Annotated in this window: 16 protein-coding genes; 11 read left to right on the forward strand and 5 right to left on the reverse strand. The window is 61.9% G+C overall.

Annotated elements, in window-relative coordinates; genetic code table 11:
* Positions 1-15 precede the first annotated feature (15 nt).
* Entirely contained in the window at positions 16-1,077 is a 1,062-nt protein-coding gene (locus ACQY39_RS09330) for a Wzz/FepE/Etk N-terminal domain-containing protein (RefSeq protein ID WP_428505532.1), read from the reverse strand.
* Between the two features lie 61 nt (positions 1,078-1,138).
* On the reverse strand, positions 1,139-3,043 hold the full coding sequence (locus ACQY39_RS09335; RefSeq protein ID WP_428505534.1) for an SLBB domain-containing protein: 1,905 nt from the start codon (positions 3,041-3,043) through the stop codon (positions 1,139-1,141).
* Positions 3,044-3,244: 201 nt separating this feature from the next.
* Between ACQY39_RS09335 and ACQY39_RS09340 the strand changes: the two genes are divergently transcribed.
* Complete coding sequence (locus ACQY39_RS09340; RefSeq protein WP_428505536.1) at positions 3,245-4,384, forward strand: MraY family glycosyltransferase; 1,140 nt, start codon at positions 3,245-3,247, stop codon at positions 4,382-4,384.
* 27 nt (positions 4,385-4,411) lie between these two features.
* Positions 4,412-5,914: a DEAD/DEAH box helicase gene (locus ACQY39_RS09345; protein ID WP_428505538.1), complete on the forward strand. Its 1,503-nt coding sequence runs from the start codon at positions 4,412-4,414 to the stop codon at positions 5,912-5,914.
* Positions 5,915-5,978: 64 nt separating this feature from the next.
* On the opposite strand, the gene ACQY39_RS09350 is transcribed toward ACQY39_RS09345, so the two are convergent.
* Together ACQY39_RS09350 and ACQY39_RS09355 are read right to left on the reverse strand one after the other, a co-directional pair.
* Positions 5,979-6,746: an SAM-dependent methyltransferase gene (locus ACQY39_RS09350; RefSeq protein WP_428505540.1), complete on the reverse strand. Its 768-nt coding sequence runs from the start codon at positions 6,744-6,746 to the stop codon at positions 5,979-5,981.
* Positions 6,743-7,381 (reverse strand): Maf family nucleotide pyrophosphatase, encoded by a 639-nt coding sequence (locus tag ACQY39_RS09355; protein ID WP_428505542.1) that lies wholly within the window; start codon positions 7,379-7,381, stop codon positions 6,743-6,745. The genes ACQY39_RS09350 and ACQY39_RS09355 overlap by 4 nt, the downstream gene beginning before the upstream one ends.
* A 109-nt stretch (positions 7,382-7,490) precedes the next feature.
* Here ACQY39_RS09355 and ACQY39_RS09360 point away from each other — a divergent pair, with 109 nt between their 5' ends.
* From ACQY39_RS09360 to fabF, 8 genes are all read left to right on the forward strand, one after another.
* Positions 7,491-8,021 carry a YceD family protein gene (locus ACQY39_RS09360; protein WP_428505544.1) on the forward strand — a complete coding sequence of 177 codons (531 nt, stop codon included), beginning with the start codon at positions 7,491-7,493 and terminating at the stop codon, positions 8,019-8,021.
* 297 nt (positions 8,022-8,318) lie between these two features.
* Positions 8,319-8,501 (forward strand): 50S ribosomal protein L32, encoded by a 183-nt coding sequence (gene rpmF, locus ACQY39_RS09365; RefSeq protein WP_009552540.1) that lies wholly within the window; start codon positions 8,319-8,321, stop codon positions 8,499-8,501.
* 330 nt (positions 8,502-8,831) lie between these two features.
* A complete protein-coding gene (gene plsX / locus ACQY39_RS09370) occupies positions 8,832-9,932 on the forward strand; it encodes a phosphate acyltransferase PlsX (RefSeq protein WP_428510771.1) in 1,101 nt (366 codons plus the stop codon).
* Positions 9,929-10,960: a beta-ketoacyl-ACP synthase III gene (locus ACQY39_RS09375; protein WP_428505547.1), complete on the forward strand. Its 1,032-nt coding sequence runs from the start codon at positions 9,929-9,931 to the stop codon at positions 10,958-10,960. The genes plsX and ACQY39_RS09375 overlap by 4 nt, the downstream gene beginning before the upstream one ends.
* A 71-nt stretch (positions 10,961-11,031) precedes the next feature.
* Complete coding sequence (gene fabD, locus ACQY39_RS09380; RefSeq protein WP_428505549.1) at positions 11,032-11,973, forward strand: ACP S-malonyltransferase; 942 nt, start codon at positions 11,032-11,034, stop codon at positions 11,971-11,973.
* 43 nt (positions 11,974-12,016) lie between these two features.
* Positions 12,017-12,769, forward strand: a complete 753-nt coding sequence (gene fabG / locus ACQY39_RS09385) for a 3-oxoacyl-ACP reductase FabG (RefSeq protein ID WP_428505551.1) — start codon at positions 12,017-12,019, stop codon at positions 12,767-12,769.
* A 153-nt stretch (positions 12,770-12,922) separates the two neighbouring features.
* Positions 12,923-13,162 carry an acyl carrier protein gene (acpP, locus tag ACQY39_RS09390; protein ID WP_102767677.1) on the forward strand — a complete coding sequence of 80 codons (240 nt, stop codon included), beginning with the start codon at positions 12,923-12,925 and terminating at the stop codon, positions 13,160-13,162.
* A gap of 43 nt (positions 13,163-13,205) precedes the next feature.
* On the forward strand, positions 13,206-14,450 hold the full coding sequence (fabF, locus tag ACQY39_RS09395) for a beta-ketoacyl-ACP synthase II (RefSeq protein WP_263520313.1): 1,245 nt from the start codon (positions 13,206-13,208) through the stop codon (positions 14,448-14,450).
* A 19-nt stretch (positions 14,451-14,469) separates the two neighbouring features.
* Here the strand turns inward: fabF and ACQY39_RS09400 are convergent, their stop codons facing one another.
* A complete protein-coding gene (locus ACQY39_RS09400; RefSeq protein WP_428505553.1) occupies positions 14,470-14,832 on the reverse strand; it encodes a hypothetical protein in 363 nt (120 codons plus the stop codon).
* Between the two features lie 458 nt (positions 14,833-15,290).
* Between ACQY39_RS09400 and ACQY39_RS09405 the strand changes: the two genes are divergently transcribed.
* The gene (locus ACQY39_RS09405) at positions 15,291-16,775 is read left to right on the forward strand and encodes a DegQ family serine endoprotease (RefSeq protein WP_428505555.1); all 1,485 of its coding nucleotides are present in this window, start codon (positions 15,291-15,293) and stop codon (positions 16,773-16,775) included.
* The last annotated feature ends 367 nt before the right edge of the window (positions 16,776-17,142 follow it).

Here is a 17,142-nt window from a genome sequence, read left to right on the forward strand (position 1 = left end):
GGGCGAAGGGCGCTGTCATTTGATCTGGCTTCGTTCGGGCGGCAGTGCGCCAAAGTGGCGCCAAAGGACGAAGAGCGAACTGAACACCAGGCCGAACATGGCGAACATGAGGGTCATACTCACACGCTTGGGCTTGCTGCGACGTTCTGGTGGCTGCGCGACGTCGATGACTTGAATCACAGCGCCTTCTCTCGCCTCGTCCAACTTGGCTGCTTCGAATTGCTTGGCGTTGATTTCGAGCAGCATCTCCTGGTACTTGAAGTCTCGGTATGCGTTGATGTAAACCGCGTTACGCCCTTTTTCAGAAGGGCGTTCAAGCTGTCGTAACTGCGCTGATAAGCCTTCGACAATTGCGCGCTGTCGCAGCACTTCAGGAGTACTTTCAGTTCGGGTGCGGCGCAGGCTGTCAAGTTCAATCTGCGCATTGTCGACGCTCGCTTTGACTTTGGAGTACAAGTCTGCCGTGGCCTTGGCGTCGGCGCTCATCGCGCCGACATTAAAGCCAGCCAATTCCAGCGCCGCCTGAGTCTTGGTAAGTTGCCCCTTCGCTTGGGAGAGTTGCCGCTCAAAAAACATTCGACGTTGCTGAGCCTCTGTCAGGGCAAGAGATGACGTTACCTTTTGCAACTCCTCAATATAGGCATTCGCGATCGCCGCGGCTCTTTCAGGTGTTTCGTCATCAACTTCCACATAGATGAAACTGTCCTTCTTGCTTGGAATGAACCTGGCATTTTTCGCAATCTTTACGCGCACTTCGTCTCGAAATTGGGCGTCATACACCTCCATCAACTTGAAACGGTCAATGATGGCGTCGGTAATACGAGCACTTTCCATGAGTGACACATACTGGTCCGAAGGGGCCTTTATTCCAGCCCCTGCAAGCCCGCCCGTTAGGCCGCCTAAAGCAGCTAGTGCCGCAGACGTTGCTCCTTGCTGCTGTGGTGAAAGGAAGCTGGCCTTTGCTGTGTAAGTTGGTGGCGTCAATAGGCTCACAACTGCGCCTGCGGTTGCGAATGCCATGGTCGCCAAGACAAGAAGGCGCCGGCGATTTAGCAATATCTGGAAGACTTCGGCCAATTGACATCCTTATTTCGGGTGTTGCCCAACTTCTGGCGGTGTTGGTTTCGCAAGAAGTGGCTCAGTTTTTGATCGTCTTCAGTGCTGCAGCACCCAAGCCAAATTGATAGAGGATCTGTGTCCACTCTTTCGCCTCTTGGATGAACGTGGTCTTGTTCAATTCTTCCGGCACGAAGACGGTATCGCCGGGAAGCGCCGGAATGCTGCTGAAACCGGCTCCAAAGCTGAGCCAGCCGCCGCTGTTCTGGCGAGCGCTTATCACGCTGCCGTTTGCTCGAACTACGAAGGCACTCGATGCATCCGCACCGCGCGTCGGGCCGCCTGCCAAGCGCAAGACATCTTCAATGCTGGCGTCGTCTCGCAGCAAATAGCTGCCGCCGTTGAATACGCTTCCAAACACGCCGACCGTTGTCGGTCGAGCCGGAATCATCAGTCGATCGCCGTCCTCTAGAGCCAAGTCCGGCAAGCTGATAGTCTTCGGGCTCAGTTGCAATACGATTCGACCGGTCGGCCGGATTGCACGCAGGCGTTCGATCAATTTCGTCGATCCTTGGGATCTACTGGCTTGCGCCGCCGCTTCGTCCGCGCTCCCCGCTTTCTGGGTTGTGGTCGCGCGGGTGAATTCTGTTTCCAGGTCCCTGAGTGCTCGCTCGTAGTTATCTTGCTGAGCAATACGAACGCTTTCGCGACTGAAGTCTGTGCCGAAAAGGTAGGCGGCAGGTGTCAACCCTCCGGCCGCCTTGATTGCGTCGGAAATACCGCTGCTCGCGGGCAATATGAATTCGCCGGGCCGCTGAACTTCGCCTTCCACCTTGACGCGCTTACTCTGCTTGTGTTGCGGCAGGGTGACATCGACTGCGCTGAATGCGCGCAGCAAATCGCCGCTACGCGGCTGCAACTTTTCGCTTTGAGGCAAAGGCAATTCGCTGATCCGAGCGTCGTTGCGTGCATCGAGGTGCTCCACGGTCAGGCGGCTGCGGTCTGCCACGGCGGTAAAACCCCCCGCCATCTTCAGGACGTCATCCAGCGCTTCATGCGCCTTGAGTTCAAAGATGGCGGGCTTGTTGACGCTACCCACCAGTGCAACTTGGTTGCCGACGGGCCCAATGTGAATGACGTCTTCAGCCTGCAAGACGAAGTCGGCACTCTTGTCACCCTTTAGGAGCAGCTCGTAAAAGTCGAAGCTACTGATGGCCTTGCCGGCGCGTCGCAGCTCGATGCTGCGGAAGCTTCCGGCGGACGAGGGCCCACCGGCTTGCATCAAGGCATTGACCAAGGTTGACAGGCTGCTGACCGTGTAGGCACCTGGTCGAGACGTGAAACCTGTGACGTAGATTCGGATGCTGCGCAGGCGGCCTAAGGATGCGGACACCTTGAAGTTTCGAAACACTTGTCCCACGCGTTGGTCGACCGCCGAGTTCAGGTCCGCGTAACGAAGCCCGGCGACCAGCACGGGTCCGATGCGAGGAATGGTGATGCGGCCGCTGCGGTCTACGGTCAAACGCAAGTCTGCGTCAACGGATCCCCACAATGTGAGTTGGATTTCATCACCGACGCTGATCACGTAGTCCGACGGAATCTGGCCGTTTGATTCGTATGCCAGTCCCACACGTTTGCCTGGCTCCATGAGCTCGGCACCGAAGCGACGAACCTTGAAATCACGCTCTGGGTCGCCGGTGACTTCACCGGCCAAGGCCCGTTGCACGTAACGTTCGAATTCGCTGGGTAGGTAAGGCGCAGGCTTGGCCGCCAAGGGCGACGCGATGGTTGCATCATCACGTTCATGGCGCGTGTCTGCCTTCAGTCGAACTGGCGCCCCATCTTCTTGTGTTTGTGCTGACTGCTGCGCATCGACTGCGACTGAGTTCTGCGAGGCTAAACCGAGAACCAGCGCGGCAATCGATGTGAGTCGGGTCGCTCTGTTGCCCCGGGCGCGCGCAATGTGCAGTATCGGAAGGGGGCTCATACTCGGGGTCAAAACAGAGAAGCTCCTTGAGTGCCGGCTCCAAATTGCGCTGAATGTCATGAGCTCTCACAGACGTTGGTTGGCAGGCCTTCGCAAGGTGGCCGAAGGCGGGTTTGGCGGGCATTCTAGCGGCAGCACAACTGGGCTCATGACGTACTCTTAGAGGGTAGGGCCGGGGAGACCCTCGCTACACTTGTCCTCATGTCGCATCTGTTTGTCCCATTTTTCATCTCCTGCTTAATCACGCTCCTGGTCATTCGGTCGGCCCGTACGCATGGGCACTTCTCGGCCGATACGGACTTGAGTGGCCCGCAGAAATTTCACGCCAGACCGGTGCCTCGTATTGGTGGTGTCGGCATCTTCTTGGGTATGGCTGTCCTGGCGCTGTTGACCTGGAAGGTGGGCAGTGAATCGGATGCGCACTTGGGGCTTCTCTTGCTGCTCTGCGGGTTGCCTGCTTTCGCGGCGGGTTTGATTGAAGACATCACCAAGAGTGTGTCGCCGGCCAAGCGCTTGCTCGCGACGGCTGTGTCCGCGGGCTTGGCCTTTTGGCTTTTGGAGGCCCGCATCAGCCATACCGATGTGCCAGGCCTTGACTGGATCGTCAGCAGCACCCTTGGCGCGCTGGTGGCTACGGTCTTCACCGTGGCTGGCGTGGCCAATGCCATCAACATCATCGATGGCTTCAATGGGCTGTCGTCGATGTGCGTCAGCTTGATGCTGCTGACATTTGCCTATGTGGCCTACCAAGTCGGTGACCCTGAACTGGCCTTGTGGGCCTTGGCGGGCATCGGGGCTGTTCTGGGCTTCTTTGTCTGGAATTTCCCGGCCGGCCTGATTTTCCTCGGTGACGGTGGCGCTTATTTCATGGGCTTCTTGCTGGCTGAGGTGGGCATCCTGCTGATCGCACGTCACAGCCAGGTTTCCCCCTTGTTTCCTTTGATGGTCTGTGTCTACCCGGTCTTTGAGACGGTGTTCTCCATTTACCGACGCCGCTTCATCCGGGCCACGCCGCCGGGCCTGCCAGACGGCATTCATTTGCATTCGTTGATCTATCGCCGCCTGATGCGCTGGGCTGTCGGGGCTCGGGATGCACGTGCGATGACGCGCCGCAATTCCATGACCGCGCCTTATCTTTGGATGTTGTGCGTGTCGTCCCTGGTTCCGGCGCTGTTGTTCTGGGATTCCACCTTGATGCTGGCTGCGTGCATGCTGGTTTTCGGCGTGACCTATGTGGCGCTGTACTGGCGCATCGTCCGTTTCCGTACGCCCAAGTGGCTGGTGTTCAAAGGGGACGTGATGGGGCGCTCACCGCAGCGAACGGGCGGTAAATCCGAGTAATGCGCTCGGATGTCGGATAATCGGGGAATGACCGAACCCCAAATCATCGAAACCGCCATCCCTGATCCCACGCCTGCTCGCTTCGACACGCTGCCGCTCGACGCCAAGCTCTTGCGTGCTGTGGCGGATTCCGGCTATGCCTTGATGACGCCCATCCAGGCCAAAGCGATCCCGATCGTGCTGGATGGACGCGATGTGATGGGTGCCGCCCAGACGGGCACTGGCAAGACAGCTGCTTTTTCCATCCCTTTGCTGCAGCGCATGCTCAAGCACGAGAACGCGAGCGCTTCGCCGGCTCGCCACCCGGTGCGTGCGCTGGTGCTGGCGCCCACGCGGGAGTTGGCCGACCAAGTTGCCAACAACATCAAGGCCTATGCCAAGCATACCAATCTGCGTGTGACCTGCGTGTTCGGCGGCATCGACATGAAGCCGCAGACCCTGGTGCTCAAGGGTGGTGTTGAAGTGCTGATCGCCACGCCCGGGCGCTTGCTGGATCACATCGAAGCCAAGAATTGCGTCTTGAATCAGGTTGAGTACGTGGTTCTCGATGAGGCCGACCGCATGCTGGACATCGGCTTTCTGCCCGATCTGCAGCGCATCCTCAGCTACCTGCCCAAGACCCGTCAGACCTTGTTGTTCTCCGCCACGTTCTCGCCGGAGATCAAGCGTCTGTCGCAAAGCTATCTGCAGGAGCCTGTGCTGGTCGAGGTGGCGCGCCCCAATGCCACGGCCACCAACGTCGAGCAGCTGTTCTACAGCGTGACCGATGACGACAAGCGTGCCGTGGTGCGCCAGGTGCTCAAGCAGCGCGAGATTGGTCAGGCCATTGTGTTCGTCAACTCCAAGCTCGGTGCGGCGCGTCTGGCGCGTTCTTTCGAGCGTGATGGCCTTCGCACGGCAGCGCTCCATGGCGACAAATCGCAGGATGAACGCCTGAAGTCGCTTGAGGCCTTCAAGCGCGGCGAGGTGGATCTGTTGGTTGCCACCGATGTGGCTGCGCGCGGCTTGGATATTGCCGATCTGCCGGCTGTGTTCAATTTTGACGTGCCCTTCAACGCCGAAGACTATGTTCACCGCATCGGTCGTACCGGCCGGGCCGGTGCTTCCGGCATTGCGGTGACCCTGGTGGCCCGGTCGGATGCGCGTCTGGTGGGTGATATCGAGAAGTTGCTCAAGCGCACCCTGGACCTGCAAGCCTTCGAGCTTCAAGATGAGCGTGGCCCGCGTTCGGATCGACAAAGTGAGCGTGGGGAGCGTTCTGAACGCCCGGCTCGCCCGCGCCGCGAGTTTGAGCCGCAAGCCGAGGCCGTTGCGTCTGTGGCCGCGCCGCGGCCGGCCTATCGTCCGCCGGCTCCGGCGCGCGATGCATTTTTTGACAAGCCTTACGAGGCCAGCAGCCGAGATGAGCCGCCGGCCTGGGACAAGGGTACACCGGCAGCGCCGCGTACTTTGTCCAGCAACATCAAGCCCAAGAAGCGGGTGGCGGCTTTGTTCGGCGCCAAGGCTCCGGCCGAATCGATCGAATCCTGATCTGCACAAGGACTGCGCCGCCGAAGCATGTAGGCATGCTTCGGCGGCGTTTTTCATGGTCGGCTCAGGCGAGCAGGGCAAATACGGCTGGCACCTTGTCGGGCAGGCTTTCGCCCGAGCTGCGCCAGTCCGCCACTGTGGCGCTGCGCGTCCAGCCTTGTGCCAGGCTCAGCCCGCAGCTGATGGACAGGCGTGTTTGCGGGCGCAGATTGAGCAGCAGGGCCTGCAGCAACGCCGTGTTGCGATACGGCGTCTCGATCATCAGCTGGGTTTGCTGTTGGCGCGCGGACAGGCTCTCCAGTTCCTTGATGCGGATGGCGCGGGCCGGGGCTTCCACGGGCAGGTAGCCGACAAAGGCAAAACTCTGGCCGTTCAGGCCGCTGGCCGACAAGGCCATCAGCAAGGCGCTGGGGCCACTCAGTGGCAGCACCTCGATATCGGCATCGTGGGCTGCGGCGACCAGCAAGGCGCCCGGGTCGGCCACGGCCGGCAGGCCAGCCTCGGAAATCAAGCCCATATCGTGGCCAGCCAGGGCCGGGGCCAACAAGGCCTGCCAGGCTTGGTTCTGGTTGACCAGGTCGCCGCCACGGCCCTTGGGTGGGCGCGGCAGCTCCTTGATCTCCAGGCTTTGCAGCGCTTGGGTGAGTGGCACCACTTCATCCACTCGCTTTAGAAAGGCTCGGGTGGTCTTGGCGCTTTCTGCGGCCCAGAAACCGAGGCGAGCGGCAGTTTCGATCACATGCTGCGGCAAGACTTCCTGCAGCGCTACGGCTGCACCCTCGACACCGAAGTCCAAAGTGTTGGGGACTAGGTAGAGGCGACCTTTTTTCATGCCTTCACTCCCGCGGCGGCCAGAGCTTGCAAAGGGTCCAGGCCCGCCGCTCGCAGCAGCTGGCTGGTTCGAATCAAGGGCAGGCCGATCAAGGCTGTGGGGTCATCTGATTCGATAGCGGCAAGCAGGCTGATGCCCAAGCCTTCCGACTTGGCGCTGCCTGCGCAGTCATAGGGCTGCTCGGCGCGCAGATAGCTCTCGATCTCGGTTTCATTGAGATCGCGAAACACCACATGCACGGGGGCCAGGTCTTGCTGGCTGAATCCGGTGGCCTCACAGACGACCGCCACGCCGGTTTGAAACACGATGCGGTGGCCGCTCATGCGCCGCAGTTGTTCACAAGCGCGCTCATGGTTGCCGGGCTTGCCGATTGACTCGCCGTTCAGGTCGGCCACTTGGTCCGAGCCGATCACGATCGCTTGCGGGTGCAGGCGCGCCACCGCCTGGGCCTTGGCCAGGGAGAGGCGGGTTGCCAAGGCCGCCGGGGTTTCGCCGGGCAGGGGGGTTTCATCGACCTCGGGCGACTGCTGCTCGAAGGGCAGGCGCAGGCGCTCCAGCAGTTCGCGACGGTAGCGCGACGTGGAAGCCAGGATCAGTTGGCGGGGTGGTGTGAGGGCGGGGGGGCTTGTGTGCATGGTTCGATTTTCGCACCCTGCGTGTCACTGGCGAGGCTAGGGTCGGTTGGCGTGCAGCTCGGCTCGTACACTTGCGGGCATGAAAGCGCATGAATTTGATTCTCGAAAATTGGACGTCCCGGCCTTTGCTCGCGACGCGGGCGTTCTGCAAGGCGAGTGGCCGGCTGCGCAGCTGAGTCGCTTGGCCGAGTCGGCGGCCCCGGAAACGCCGGTCGGCAGCTGGCCGGCTGTGCAATGGTCGCTGCAGGGTGAGCGGCGTGAAGAGAGTGGGTCGACACCTCAGACTTGGCTTCACCTCGAAGCCTCCGCCGAGATCAGTCTTACCTGCCAACGTTGCTTGCAGCCGGTGCGCGAGGCCATGAGCTTGGCGCGCTCTTATCGCTTTGTGCGCGACGAGAAGGAAGCTGCCGAACTCGATATCGACAGCGAGGAAGAGGTCTTGGCCTTGACGCGCAGCCTCGATGTGCAGGAATTGGTCGAGGACGAGCTGCTCTTGTCTCTGCCCTTGGTGCCGCGGCATGAGCAATGTCCGCAGCCCTTGCATGTGCCTGCCGATGTGGCCGAGCTGAGCGATGAGGAGGCCGCGGCATCGGAGCGCCCCAACCCCTTCGCGGCGCTGGCGGCACTCAAGAAGAAGTGATTTGGGGCCCCGCTTGCTGAAAGCGGATTGAGTGTCTTCTTCATCGGTGCTACAATCGCGGGCTTTCCCCGGTCCGAGAATCAAAGTAGCGTGCCGTGAGTGCGAGCCAGTTCATAGTGCTGGTCAACGTGCTTGCAAACCGCTCGCGCATGGTGCGCTTGATGCTCGCGACGCTTGTGTACACAGCAATCGCGGCGCCCGGGGTGTGCAGGTCGCAGGTCTGCGTGGGTTGATCGCTTCGGTTCAACTCGTTTCCAGGCCACAGCGCCTCAATCACCGGAGCCTTAGGAGAATTTCATGGCCGTTCAGCAAAACAAGAAGTCGCCTTCCAAGCGTGGCATGCACCGTTCGCACAATGCCCTGGTTACCCCGGGTACTGCCATCGAGCCGACCACCGGCGAAGTGCATCTGCGTCACCACATCAGCCCCACCGGTTTCTACCGCGGCCGCAAGGTCCTGAAGACCAAGGCTGACGCCTGATCGACCCCGACTGGCGCGCCAGCCTTTGGGTGGCGCGTTGATCCAACGATCTGCTGTGATCACGAATTCCCGGCCTGTGCCTTGTTGCAGTGCCGGGTTTTTGTGTTTTCTGCGTGCCTTGTTGTTTGGCGTGTTTGTCGACCGCTCGGTGCCGCATGGCCTGACATATTGGCTTGATCCACTCGGCTGGGCGGGCGCGTGCGCGCCGCTGGGCCTGAGTTTTCCTGTCAGGCTGAGTTCGCTTGTCCGGCCTTCACCTGGGTTGCTGTGATGTCTTCTGTCGATTCCCGTCTGCCCACTCAGCCTTCGCCGCCTGCCCAGCCCCTGGCTGTGGTGCGCCTGGCCATCGATTGCATGGGTGGCGATCATGGCCCCTCGATCACCTTGCCGGCCTGCCAGTCCTTTCTCGCCAAGCATCCGCAGGCCGAGCTGCTGCTGGTCGGTTTGCCCGAAGCGCTGGCAGAAGCTGCGCAGTGGCCGCGTTGCCGTATCGTTCCGGCCAGTGAGGTGGTGGCCATGGACGACCCCGTCGAAGTGGCGCTGCGCCGCAAGAAGGACTCGTCCATGCGTGTGGCCATCAATCAGCTGAAGTCAGCCGATGGTGGCCTGCCGCAGGCCGACGTCTGTGTCTCGGCCGGCAATACCGGCGCGCTGATGGCGGTGTCTCGCTATTTGCTGAAGACCCTGGATGGCATTGATCGCCCGGCCATCGCCTCGGTCATGCCCAACCAGCTGGGCGGCTACACCACCATGCTGGACCTCGGTGCCAATGTCGATTGCTCGGCCGAGCACCTGCTGCAGTTCGCCCTGATGGGCAGCGCATTGGTGACTGCGGTGGACGGCAAGCCCGAGCCCCGTGTTGGCCTGCTCAATATCGGCGAAGAAGTCATCAAGGGCAGCGAGACCATCAAGCGCGCCGGCGAGTTGCTGCGCGCATCGGCGGCGGCCGGTCAGCTGAACTTCTACGGCAATGTGGAAGGCAATGACATCTTCAAAGGCACGGTCGACCTGGTGGTTTGCGACGGTTTCGTCGGCAATGTGGCCCTCAAGACGGCCGAAGGCCTGGCCACCATGATCATCACCATCATCCGTGAGGAGTTCGGCCGCAGCTGGCTCAGCAAGGCCGCCGCAGCCCTGGCCATGCCCGTGCTCAAACGATTCAAAGGCCGGGTGGACCACCGCCGTTTCAATGGCGCGGCCCTGCTGGGTTTGCGTGGGCTGGTCTTCAAGAGCCACGGCTCGGCCGACGCCTTCGCCTTCGAGACAGCTTTGAACCGGGCGTATGATGCCGCCCGCAACCGGCTGCTCGACCGGGTTCACGACCGAATCATTGCCACCCTGCAAGCCGCGCCCGGCCCTGACGCCGACGTTGTGGGCAGCGGAGCTGGCGACTCAGGAGACAAGGCGGCCTCGGTCGCCCAAGCTGCATGACCATCATTCCCAGCGCCACGAATACCCTCGCTTCTGCTTCTTTGCCCCCGGCTGCACGCTTCGCCCGCATCATCGGCACCGGCAGCTATTTGCCGCCCCGGCGCTTGAGCAATGCAGAACTGGCCGCCCAGCTGGCAGCCGATGGCATCGAAACCTCGGATGAATGGATCGTCGAGCGCACCGGCATTCATGCCCGTCATTTCGCGGACGACGGTGTGACAGCCAGCGATTTGGCTTTGCCGGCAGCCCAGGCAGCCATCGCCGCGGCGGGCATTGCCGCTGCTGAGATCGATCTGATCATCGTCGCCACGTCCACGCCGGACATGGTGTTCCCGTCCACAGCCTGCTTGCTGCAGCACAAATTGGGCATTGCCGGCGGTGCGGCCTTCGACGTCCAGGCCGTCTGCTCCGGATTCGTCTATGCGCTGACGGTGGCCGATTCGATGATCCGCACCGGCGCGGCCAGCAAGGCCTTGGTCGTGGGTGCAGAAGTGTTCTCTCGCATTCTCGATTTCAAGGACCGTACGACCTGCGTTCTGTTCGGTGACGGCGCCGGCGCAGTGGTGCTGAGCGCCAGCGACACGCCCGGCATCCTCGCCACCGAGCTGCATGCCGACGGCAAGCACTCGGGCATTCTCTGCGTGCCGGGCCATGTGTCGGGCGGCAAGGTCAGTGGCGACCCGCTGCTGAAGATGGATGGCCAAGCCGTGTTCAAGCTGGCCGTGGGCGTGCTGGAAAAGGTGGCGCGCTCGGTGCTGGAAAAAGCAGGCCGCAGCGAGGAAGACATCGATTGGCTGATTCCCCACCAAGCCAATATTCGCATCATGCAAGGCACGGCCAAGAAGCTGAAGCTGCCGCTGGACAAAGTGGTGGTCACGGTGGATCAGCATGGCAACACCTCGGCCGCCTCCATCCCGCTGGCGCTGGATGTGGCGGTGCGCGACGGCCGCGTCAAGGCCGGTGACACTGTGATGCTGGAAGGCGTGGGTGGCGGTTTCACCTGGGGCGCCGTGCTGCTGGACTTCTGATCCGGCAGTCCTCGCATCGCTCTTACGCCTCCGCTCCATTCCCGAGTTATTTCTTCTCTCTACATACGATCATGAGCGCAAAGTTCGCATTCGTTTTTCCGGGCCAGGGCTCGCAAACTGTGGGCATGCTGGACGCCTGGGGCGATCACCCTGAAGTCGTCCGCACCGTGGTCGAGGCATCCGAAGCCTTGGGTGAAGACATCGGCGCGCTCATCAAGGCTGGCCCGAAAGAGCAGCTGGACCTGACCACCAACACCCAGCCCGTCATGCTGACGGCGGGTATTGCCTGCTACCGCGCTTGGATTGCTGAGACGGGCCTGGTGCCCGCCGCTGCGGCCGGTCACTCGCTCGGCGAGTACACCGCCCTGGTGGCGGCCGGCGCCCTGAGCCTGGCCGAAGCCCTGCCTCTGGTGCGTTTCCGGGCGCAGGCCATGCAGCAGGCGGTGCCTGTGGGTTTGGGCGCCATGGCGGCCATCCTGGGTCTGGACAGCGCGGCCGTGATCGAGGGTTGCGCTGCCGCTGCCGCTGCCACCGGTGAGGCCGTGGAGGCCGCCAATTTCAATGATCCCAAGCAGACCGTGATCGCCGGCACCAAGGCCGGTGTCGACAAGGCCTGCGAGTTGCTCAAGGCGGCCGGTGCCAAGCGGGCGCTGTTGCTGCCGGTGTCGGCGCCGTTTCATTCCAGCCTGATGAAACCTGCCGCCCTGGCCTTGCAAGTTCGTCTGGCGACAACCCAGTTCGCTGCGCTGCAGTTCCCGGTCATCAACAACATCGATGTGGCCGCCGTCGGCGACGCCGCAGGACTGCGCGATGCCTTGTTCCGCCAAGCCTTCGGACCGGTGCGCTGGGTAGAGGTCGTGCAAGCACTCAAGGCGCAGGGCATTCAGCATGTGCTGGAATGCGGGCCGGGCAAGGTCCTGGCTGGCCTGGCCAAGCGTGTCGATGCCGAGCTGATCAGCGCCACCGTGCTGGATCCGGCCAGCCTGACCGAAGCACGCGCCCTGCTGGGCTGAGCGCTGCCCCGCCTGCCTTCTCCACAGAACCCGCAAGAAGATCATGACTGACACGACAAGCAGCAGCACCTCACAAGTCGCCCTGGTCACCGGCGCCAGCCGCGGCATCGGCCGCTCCATCGCGATGACCCTGGCCGAGCAAGGCTACAAGGTGATCGGCACCGCCACCAGCGAGGCCGGTGCCGCCGCCATCGGCGAAGCCCTGGCGCCTTTGGGTGGATCGGGGCTGGTGCTCAATGTCAATGATGCGGCTGCGGTTGATGCAGCCGTCGATGGCATCGTCAAGGCTCATGGCGGCCTGCATGTGCTGGTCAACAACGCCGGTATCACCCGTGATACCCTGGCCATGCGCATGAAAGATGACGATTGGGATGCCGTGCTGGACACCAATCTGAAGGCCGTGTTCCGCATGAGCCGCGCGGTCATGCGTACCATGATGAAGCAGCGTTATGGCCGCATCATCAGCATCACCTCGGTGGTGGGCGCCTCGGGCAACCCGGGCCAGGCCAACTATGCAGCGGCCAAGGCTGGCGTGGCTGGCATGACCCGTTCGCTGGCGCGCGAGCTGGGCAGCCGCGGCATCACGGTCAACTGTGTGGCGCCGGGTTTCATTGCCACCGACATGACCGAAGTGCTGCCCGAGGCCCAGAAAGCCGCGCTGCTGGCGCAGATTCCGGTGGGTCGCCTGGGCGAGCCGCGGGAAATTGCGGAGGCAGTTGCCTTTCTGGCTTCACCGAAGGCCGCCTACATTACCGGCAGTGAACTGCACGTCAATGGCGGCATGTTCATGAACTGATTGATTTGCGATGGCGGCAGTTCCGCCGCCATCCACCGGATTTGCCCGGCCGGTGAAGGTCCTCTGATCTGTCGCAACACCTAGTTTTAGGCGCGACTCCCTAGAGGCCTTAGAATCCTGGGCTGTTCCTAGCAAACCCCTCCTGGAGGAGTCATGAGCGATATCGAAGCACGTGTCAAGAAAATCATCGCCGAGCAACTCGGCGTGCCTGAGTCCGATGTGACCAACGAAAAGGCCTTCGTGGCCGACCTGGGCGCCGACTCGCTCGACACCGTGGAATTGGTGATGGCACTCGAAGACGAGTTCGGCATCGAAATCCCCGATGAAGAAGCCGAGAAGATCACCAGCGTTCAGCTGGCGATTGACTACGCCGTCAAGCACCAGAAGGCCTGAGCGCTGCGCGCTTGAGCCTTTGTTCAACTGAATTCCGTACCGCATGAGCCGTCGTCGCGTCGTAGTTACTGGACTTGGTCTGATCAGCCCCGTGGGAAACACGGTCGCTGAAGGCTGGGCCAACATCCTGGCCGGTCAGTCCGGCATTGATCGCATCACCCGTTTCGATCCGACAGCATTTGCCTGTCAGTTCGCCGGCGAGGTGAAGGGCTTCGATGTCGCCGACTACATGTCCAGCAAAGAGGCGCGGACCATGGACACCTTCATCCATTACGGATTGGCGGCGTCCATTCAAGCGGTGCGAGATGCCGGTCTGCCGACCGGTGATCAGTTGACGGAAGAACAGGCCGAGCGCATCGGCGTTCTCGTGGGTTCCGGCATTGGCGGTTTGCCGCTGATCGAAGAAACCCATGGTGAGTACGTTGCGCGCGGCCCGCGTCGGATTTCGCCGTTCTTTGTGCCGGCCTCGATCATCAACATGATCTCGGGGCACGTCTCGATCAAGTTCGGCTTTCAAGGCCCGAATTTGGCCATCGTGACGGCCTGCACCACGGGCTTGCACGCCATTGGTCAGGCTGGTCGCTTGATTGAATACGGCGATGCTGATGTGATGATTGCCGGCGGCGCGGAGTCGACCGTGTCGCCCTTGGGTATCGGAGGCTTTGCCTCGGCGCGGGCGCTGTCCACGCGCAACGACGATCCCAAGACTGCTTCCCGACCCTGGGACAAGGACCGTGACGGCTTTGTGCTGGGTGAGGGCGGTGGTGTGCTGGTGCTCGAAGAGTACGAGCATGCCAAGAAGCGTGGTGCCAAGATTTACGCCGAGCTCTCGGGCTTTGGCATGGGTGCCGACGCGTATCACATGACCGCGCCCAATGTGGACGGCCCCAAGCGATCGATGCGCGCGGCGCTGCGCAATGCAGGCCTGAACGCCGATCAAGTGCAATACATGAACGCCCACGGCACCTCAACGCCGCTGGGTGATGTGAACGAAACGAACGCCATCAAGTTGGCCTTCGGTGACCACGCCAAGAAGCTGGTGGTTAGCTCGACCAAGTCCATGACCGGCCACCTGCTTGGCGGCGCGGGCGGCATCGAGTCGGTGTTCACGGTGTTGGCGGTGCACCATCAGGTGGCCCCGCCGACCATCAATATCTTCAACCAGGACCCCGAGTGCGACCTGGACTACTGCGCCAATGAGGCGCGGCAGATGAACATTGAGTACGCCGCCAAGAACAACTTCGGTTTCGGCGGCACCAATGGCACGCTGATCTTCAAGCGGATCTGAGTCGCCGGCGCTCGTTGATCTACGGGCCTGAGCTGAACTTGCCGCCGCCCAGCTCGATATGAGCGCAGCCCAGCGTCATGCGCCAGCCTTGCGGGTCGAGGTGCTCCCACAGCCAGCTTTGCAGCTGGCTGTTTTGTTTCTGGCGGAGCTTGCTGTCGCGGCCTTGCTCAAGGCCCTGGTTGCCCATCAAGTCGATCTCCATGTGATTGGCTTGGCTGCGGTGCCACTTGCGGCGCTGCTCGCTTGGCGCGGTGCCCGCGTGCGCCCCCGACTCTTGCTGTGGGATGGGCAGTGCTGGCAATTGCAGGCGCTTGACGCGGCAGGCGCCCTGAGCGGCGCCGCGCAGGCCATTCAATTGCGTCCGGTGATCGACCTTGATCACTGGCTGCTGCTTCGTGCGCGTCTACAGGAGCCGGCTGCGCCCTGGTGGCGACGCCTGCATCACTGGGCTCTGCCGGTCTACCTGCCTCTGAGTCGTCGGCGCCAGGCCAGTGTCTGGCCGGCCCTGCGAGCCACCCTGTTTGCTGCACGAGAAGCGCGCGCTACGCCGCGCTGAGGTGCGGGAAGCAACACTCCGCTGACTGCCTGCTAGATCCGGGCTGTGACTTTCGCTAGGCCACCCGAGCGCCTGCCATCATCATCAGCATCAAGCGAGATTGATGTCGCATTGCCATTTGGGCTGGAGCCCCATCCGCTGTATTTGCTTCGTCGTTCTTTGCCTTTGCATTCGCCCGCTCTTGAAATCACCGCGGCCGGTCCCAAAATCGCCTGCTGTTGTCTCAGGTTCAACGCTTTGTTCGCGTTGGTCGGTTTTCTCCAGTGAACACTACGAGTCCAACCATGCCCTCTCTGACCTCCTTGTCTACCGCACGTCCGCTTCTGTCGCGCTGGTCGCGTGTTCTCTTGTCGGCCGGTGCCCTTTCCTTGAGTCTCAGCCTCTTGCCCGATCTCGGGCATGCGCAAGCGCGTGAGTTGCCTGATTTCACCGAGTTGGTCGAGAAGGTCGGCCCTGCAGTGGTGAACATCCGCACCTCGGAGCGTCTCAAGGCCAGTGCCCAAGGCATGCCGGAGATGGACGAGCAGATGCTGGAATTTCTGCGTCGTTTCGGCATGCCTGCGCCCAACCAGCGCCGCGGGGCGCCCCGCGGAGGTGACAACAACAACGACGATGCGCCGCAGCGCCGCGGTGTCGGCTCGGGCTTTGTGCTCAGCGCCGATGGCTATGTGATGACCAATGCCCATGTGGTGCAGGATGCCGACGAGGTCTTCGTCACCCTGACCGACAAGCGGGAGTTCAAGGCCAAGTTGGTCGGTGCCGACCGCCGCACCGATGTGGCGGTGCTCAAGATTGAAGCCACCGGCTTGCCCGCGGTCAAGATTGGCGATGTCAGTCGCCTCAAGGTCGGCGAATGGGTCATGGCCATCGGCTCGCCCTTTGGCTTTGACAACAGCGTGACCGCCGGCATCGTCAGCGCCAAAGCGCGCGACACCGGTGATTTCCTGCCCTTCATTCAGACCGATGTGGCCATCAATCCTGGCAACTCGGGCGGACCGCTGCTCAATATGCGCGGCGAGGTGGTCGGCATCAACTCGCAGATCTACAGCCAGTCGGGCGGCTTCATGGGCATCTCCTTCTCGATCCCGATCGATGAGGCCATCCGCGTGTCCGAGCAACTGCGCAGCCAGGGCAAGGTGGTGCGCGGCTTCATCGGCGTGACCTTGGAGGATGTGAGCAAGGATGTGGCCGAAGCCATCGGCCTGGGTAAACCGCACGGCGCCGTGATCCGCAGCGTTGTGGCCGGCGGCGCGGCCGACAAGGCCGGCATCGAAGGCGGTGATGTGATCACCAAGTTCGACGGCAAGACCATCGAGAAGGTCAGCGATCTGCGCCGTGTGGTGGCCGGGCTGAAGCCGAACAGCAAGGCCGTGGTTCAGGTTTTCCGCCGTGGCGCCTACAAGGACCTCAACATCACCGTCGCCGAGATGCCCAATGAAGAGGCGCGAGGCGTCGCCGGTGCCGATGGAGAAGGCAAGCCATCGGCTGGCCCCGCCAGCGCTCTGGGCTTGCAGCTGGGTGAGCTGAGCGAGGCGCAAAAGCGCGATCTCAAGCTCAAGACAGGCGTGCGTGTCGAGGCGGCCATTGGTGTGGCGGCGCGTGCGGGTCTGCGCGAGGGCGATGTCATCCTCTCGGTGGACAACAACGATGTCAGCAGCGTCAAGCAGGTTCAGGCGATATTGACCAAGCTCGAAAAGGCCAAGGTCATCAATTTGTTGGTGCGCCGCGGTGACTTGACCAGTTTCGTCTTGCTGCGCCCGGCGCGTTGAAGCCCGGCTGCTGAAGCCAAGAGTGACCCGGTATGCCATAGCTGGCGGCCGGGTCTTTTCACATCATGGAAGGTTGCTGATCGCGGCGGGACAGGGCGGCCGTCGCCTGAAAATCGATTCCTTGCCCTGTCGGCTAGAATGGCGACCGCTCAAGGGCAGTTTGTATTGGGCGATGAGCTCAATGTCAGGCCGCTGCAGACAGTTGGCCGGCTTGTTCTGGTTTTTCAAACCTCCGAATAAGCCTGTTGATAAGTTGTGGATAAAATCCATGTTGGCGAGCCGCAACGACGGGCAGTCCGGTCGCGCCGCGGTTTCCAGTGAAGGCCTTTTGGCTACAATGGAAGCCCAACAAGCAGTTGCCATACCT

Origin of the sequence: Roseateles sp. (genome assembly GCF_965262435.1) — a bacterium.
Lineage (GTDB): Bacteria > Pseudomonadota > Gammaproteobacteria > Burkholderiales > Burkholderiaceae_C > Paucibacter_A.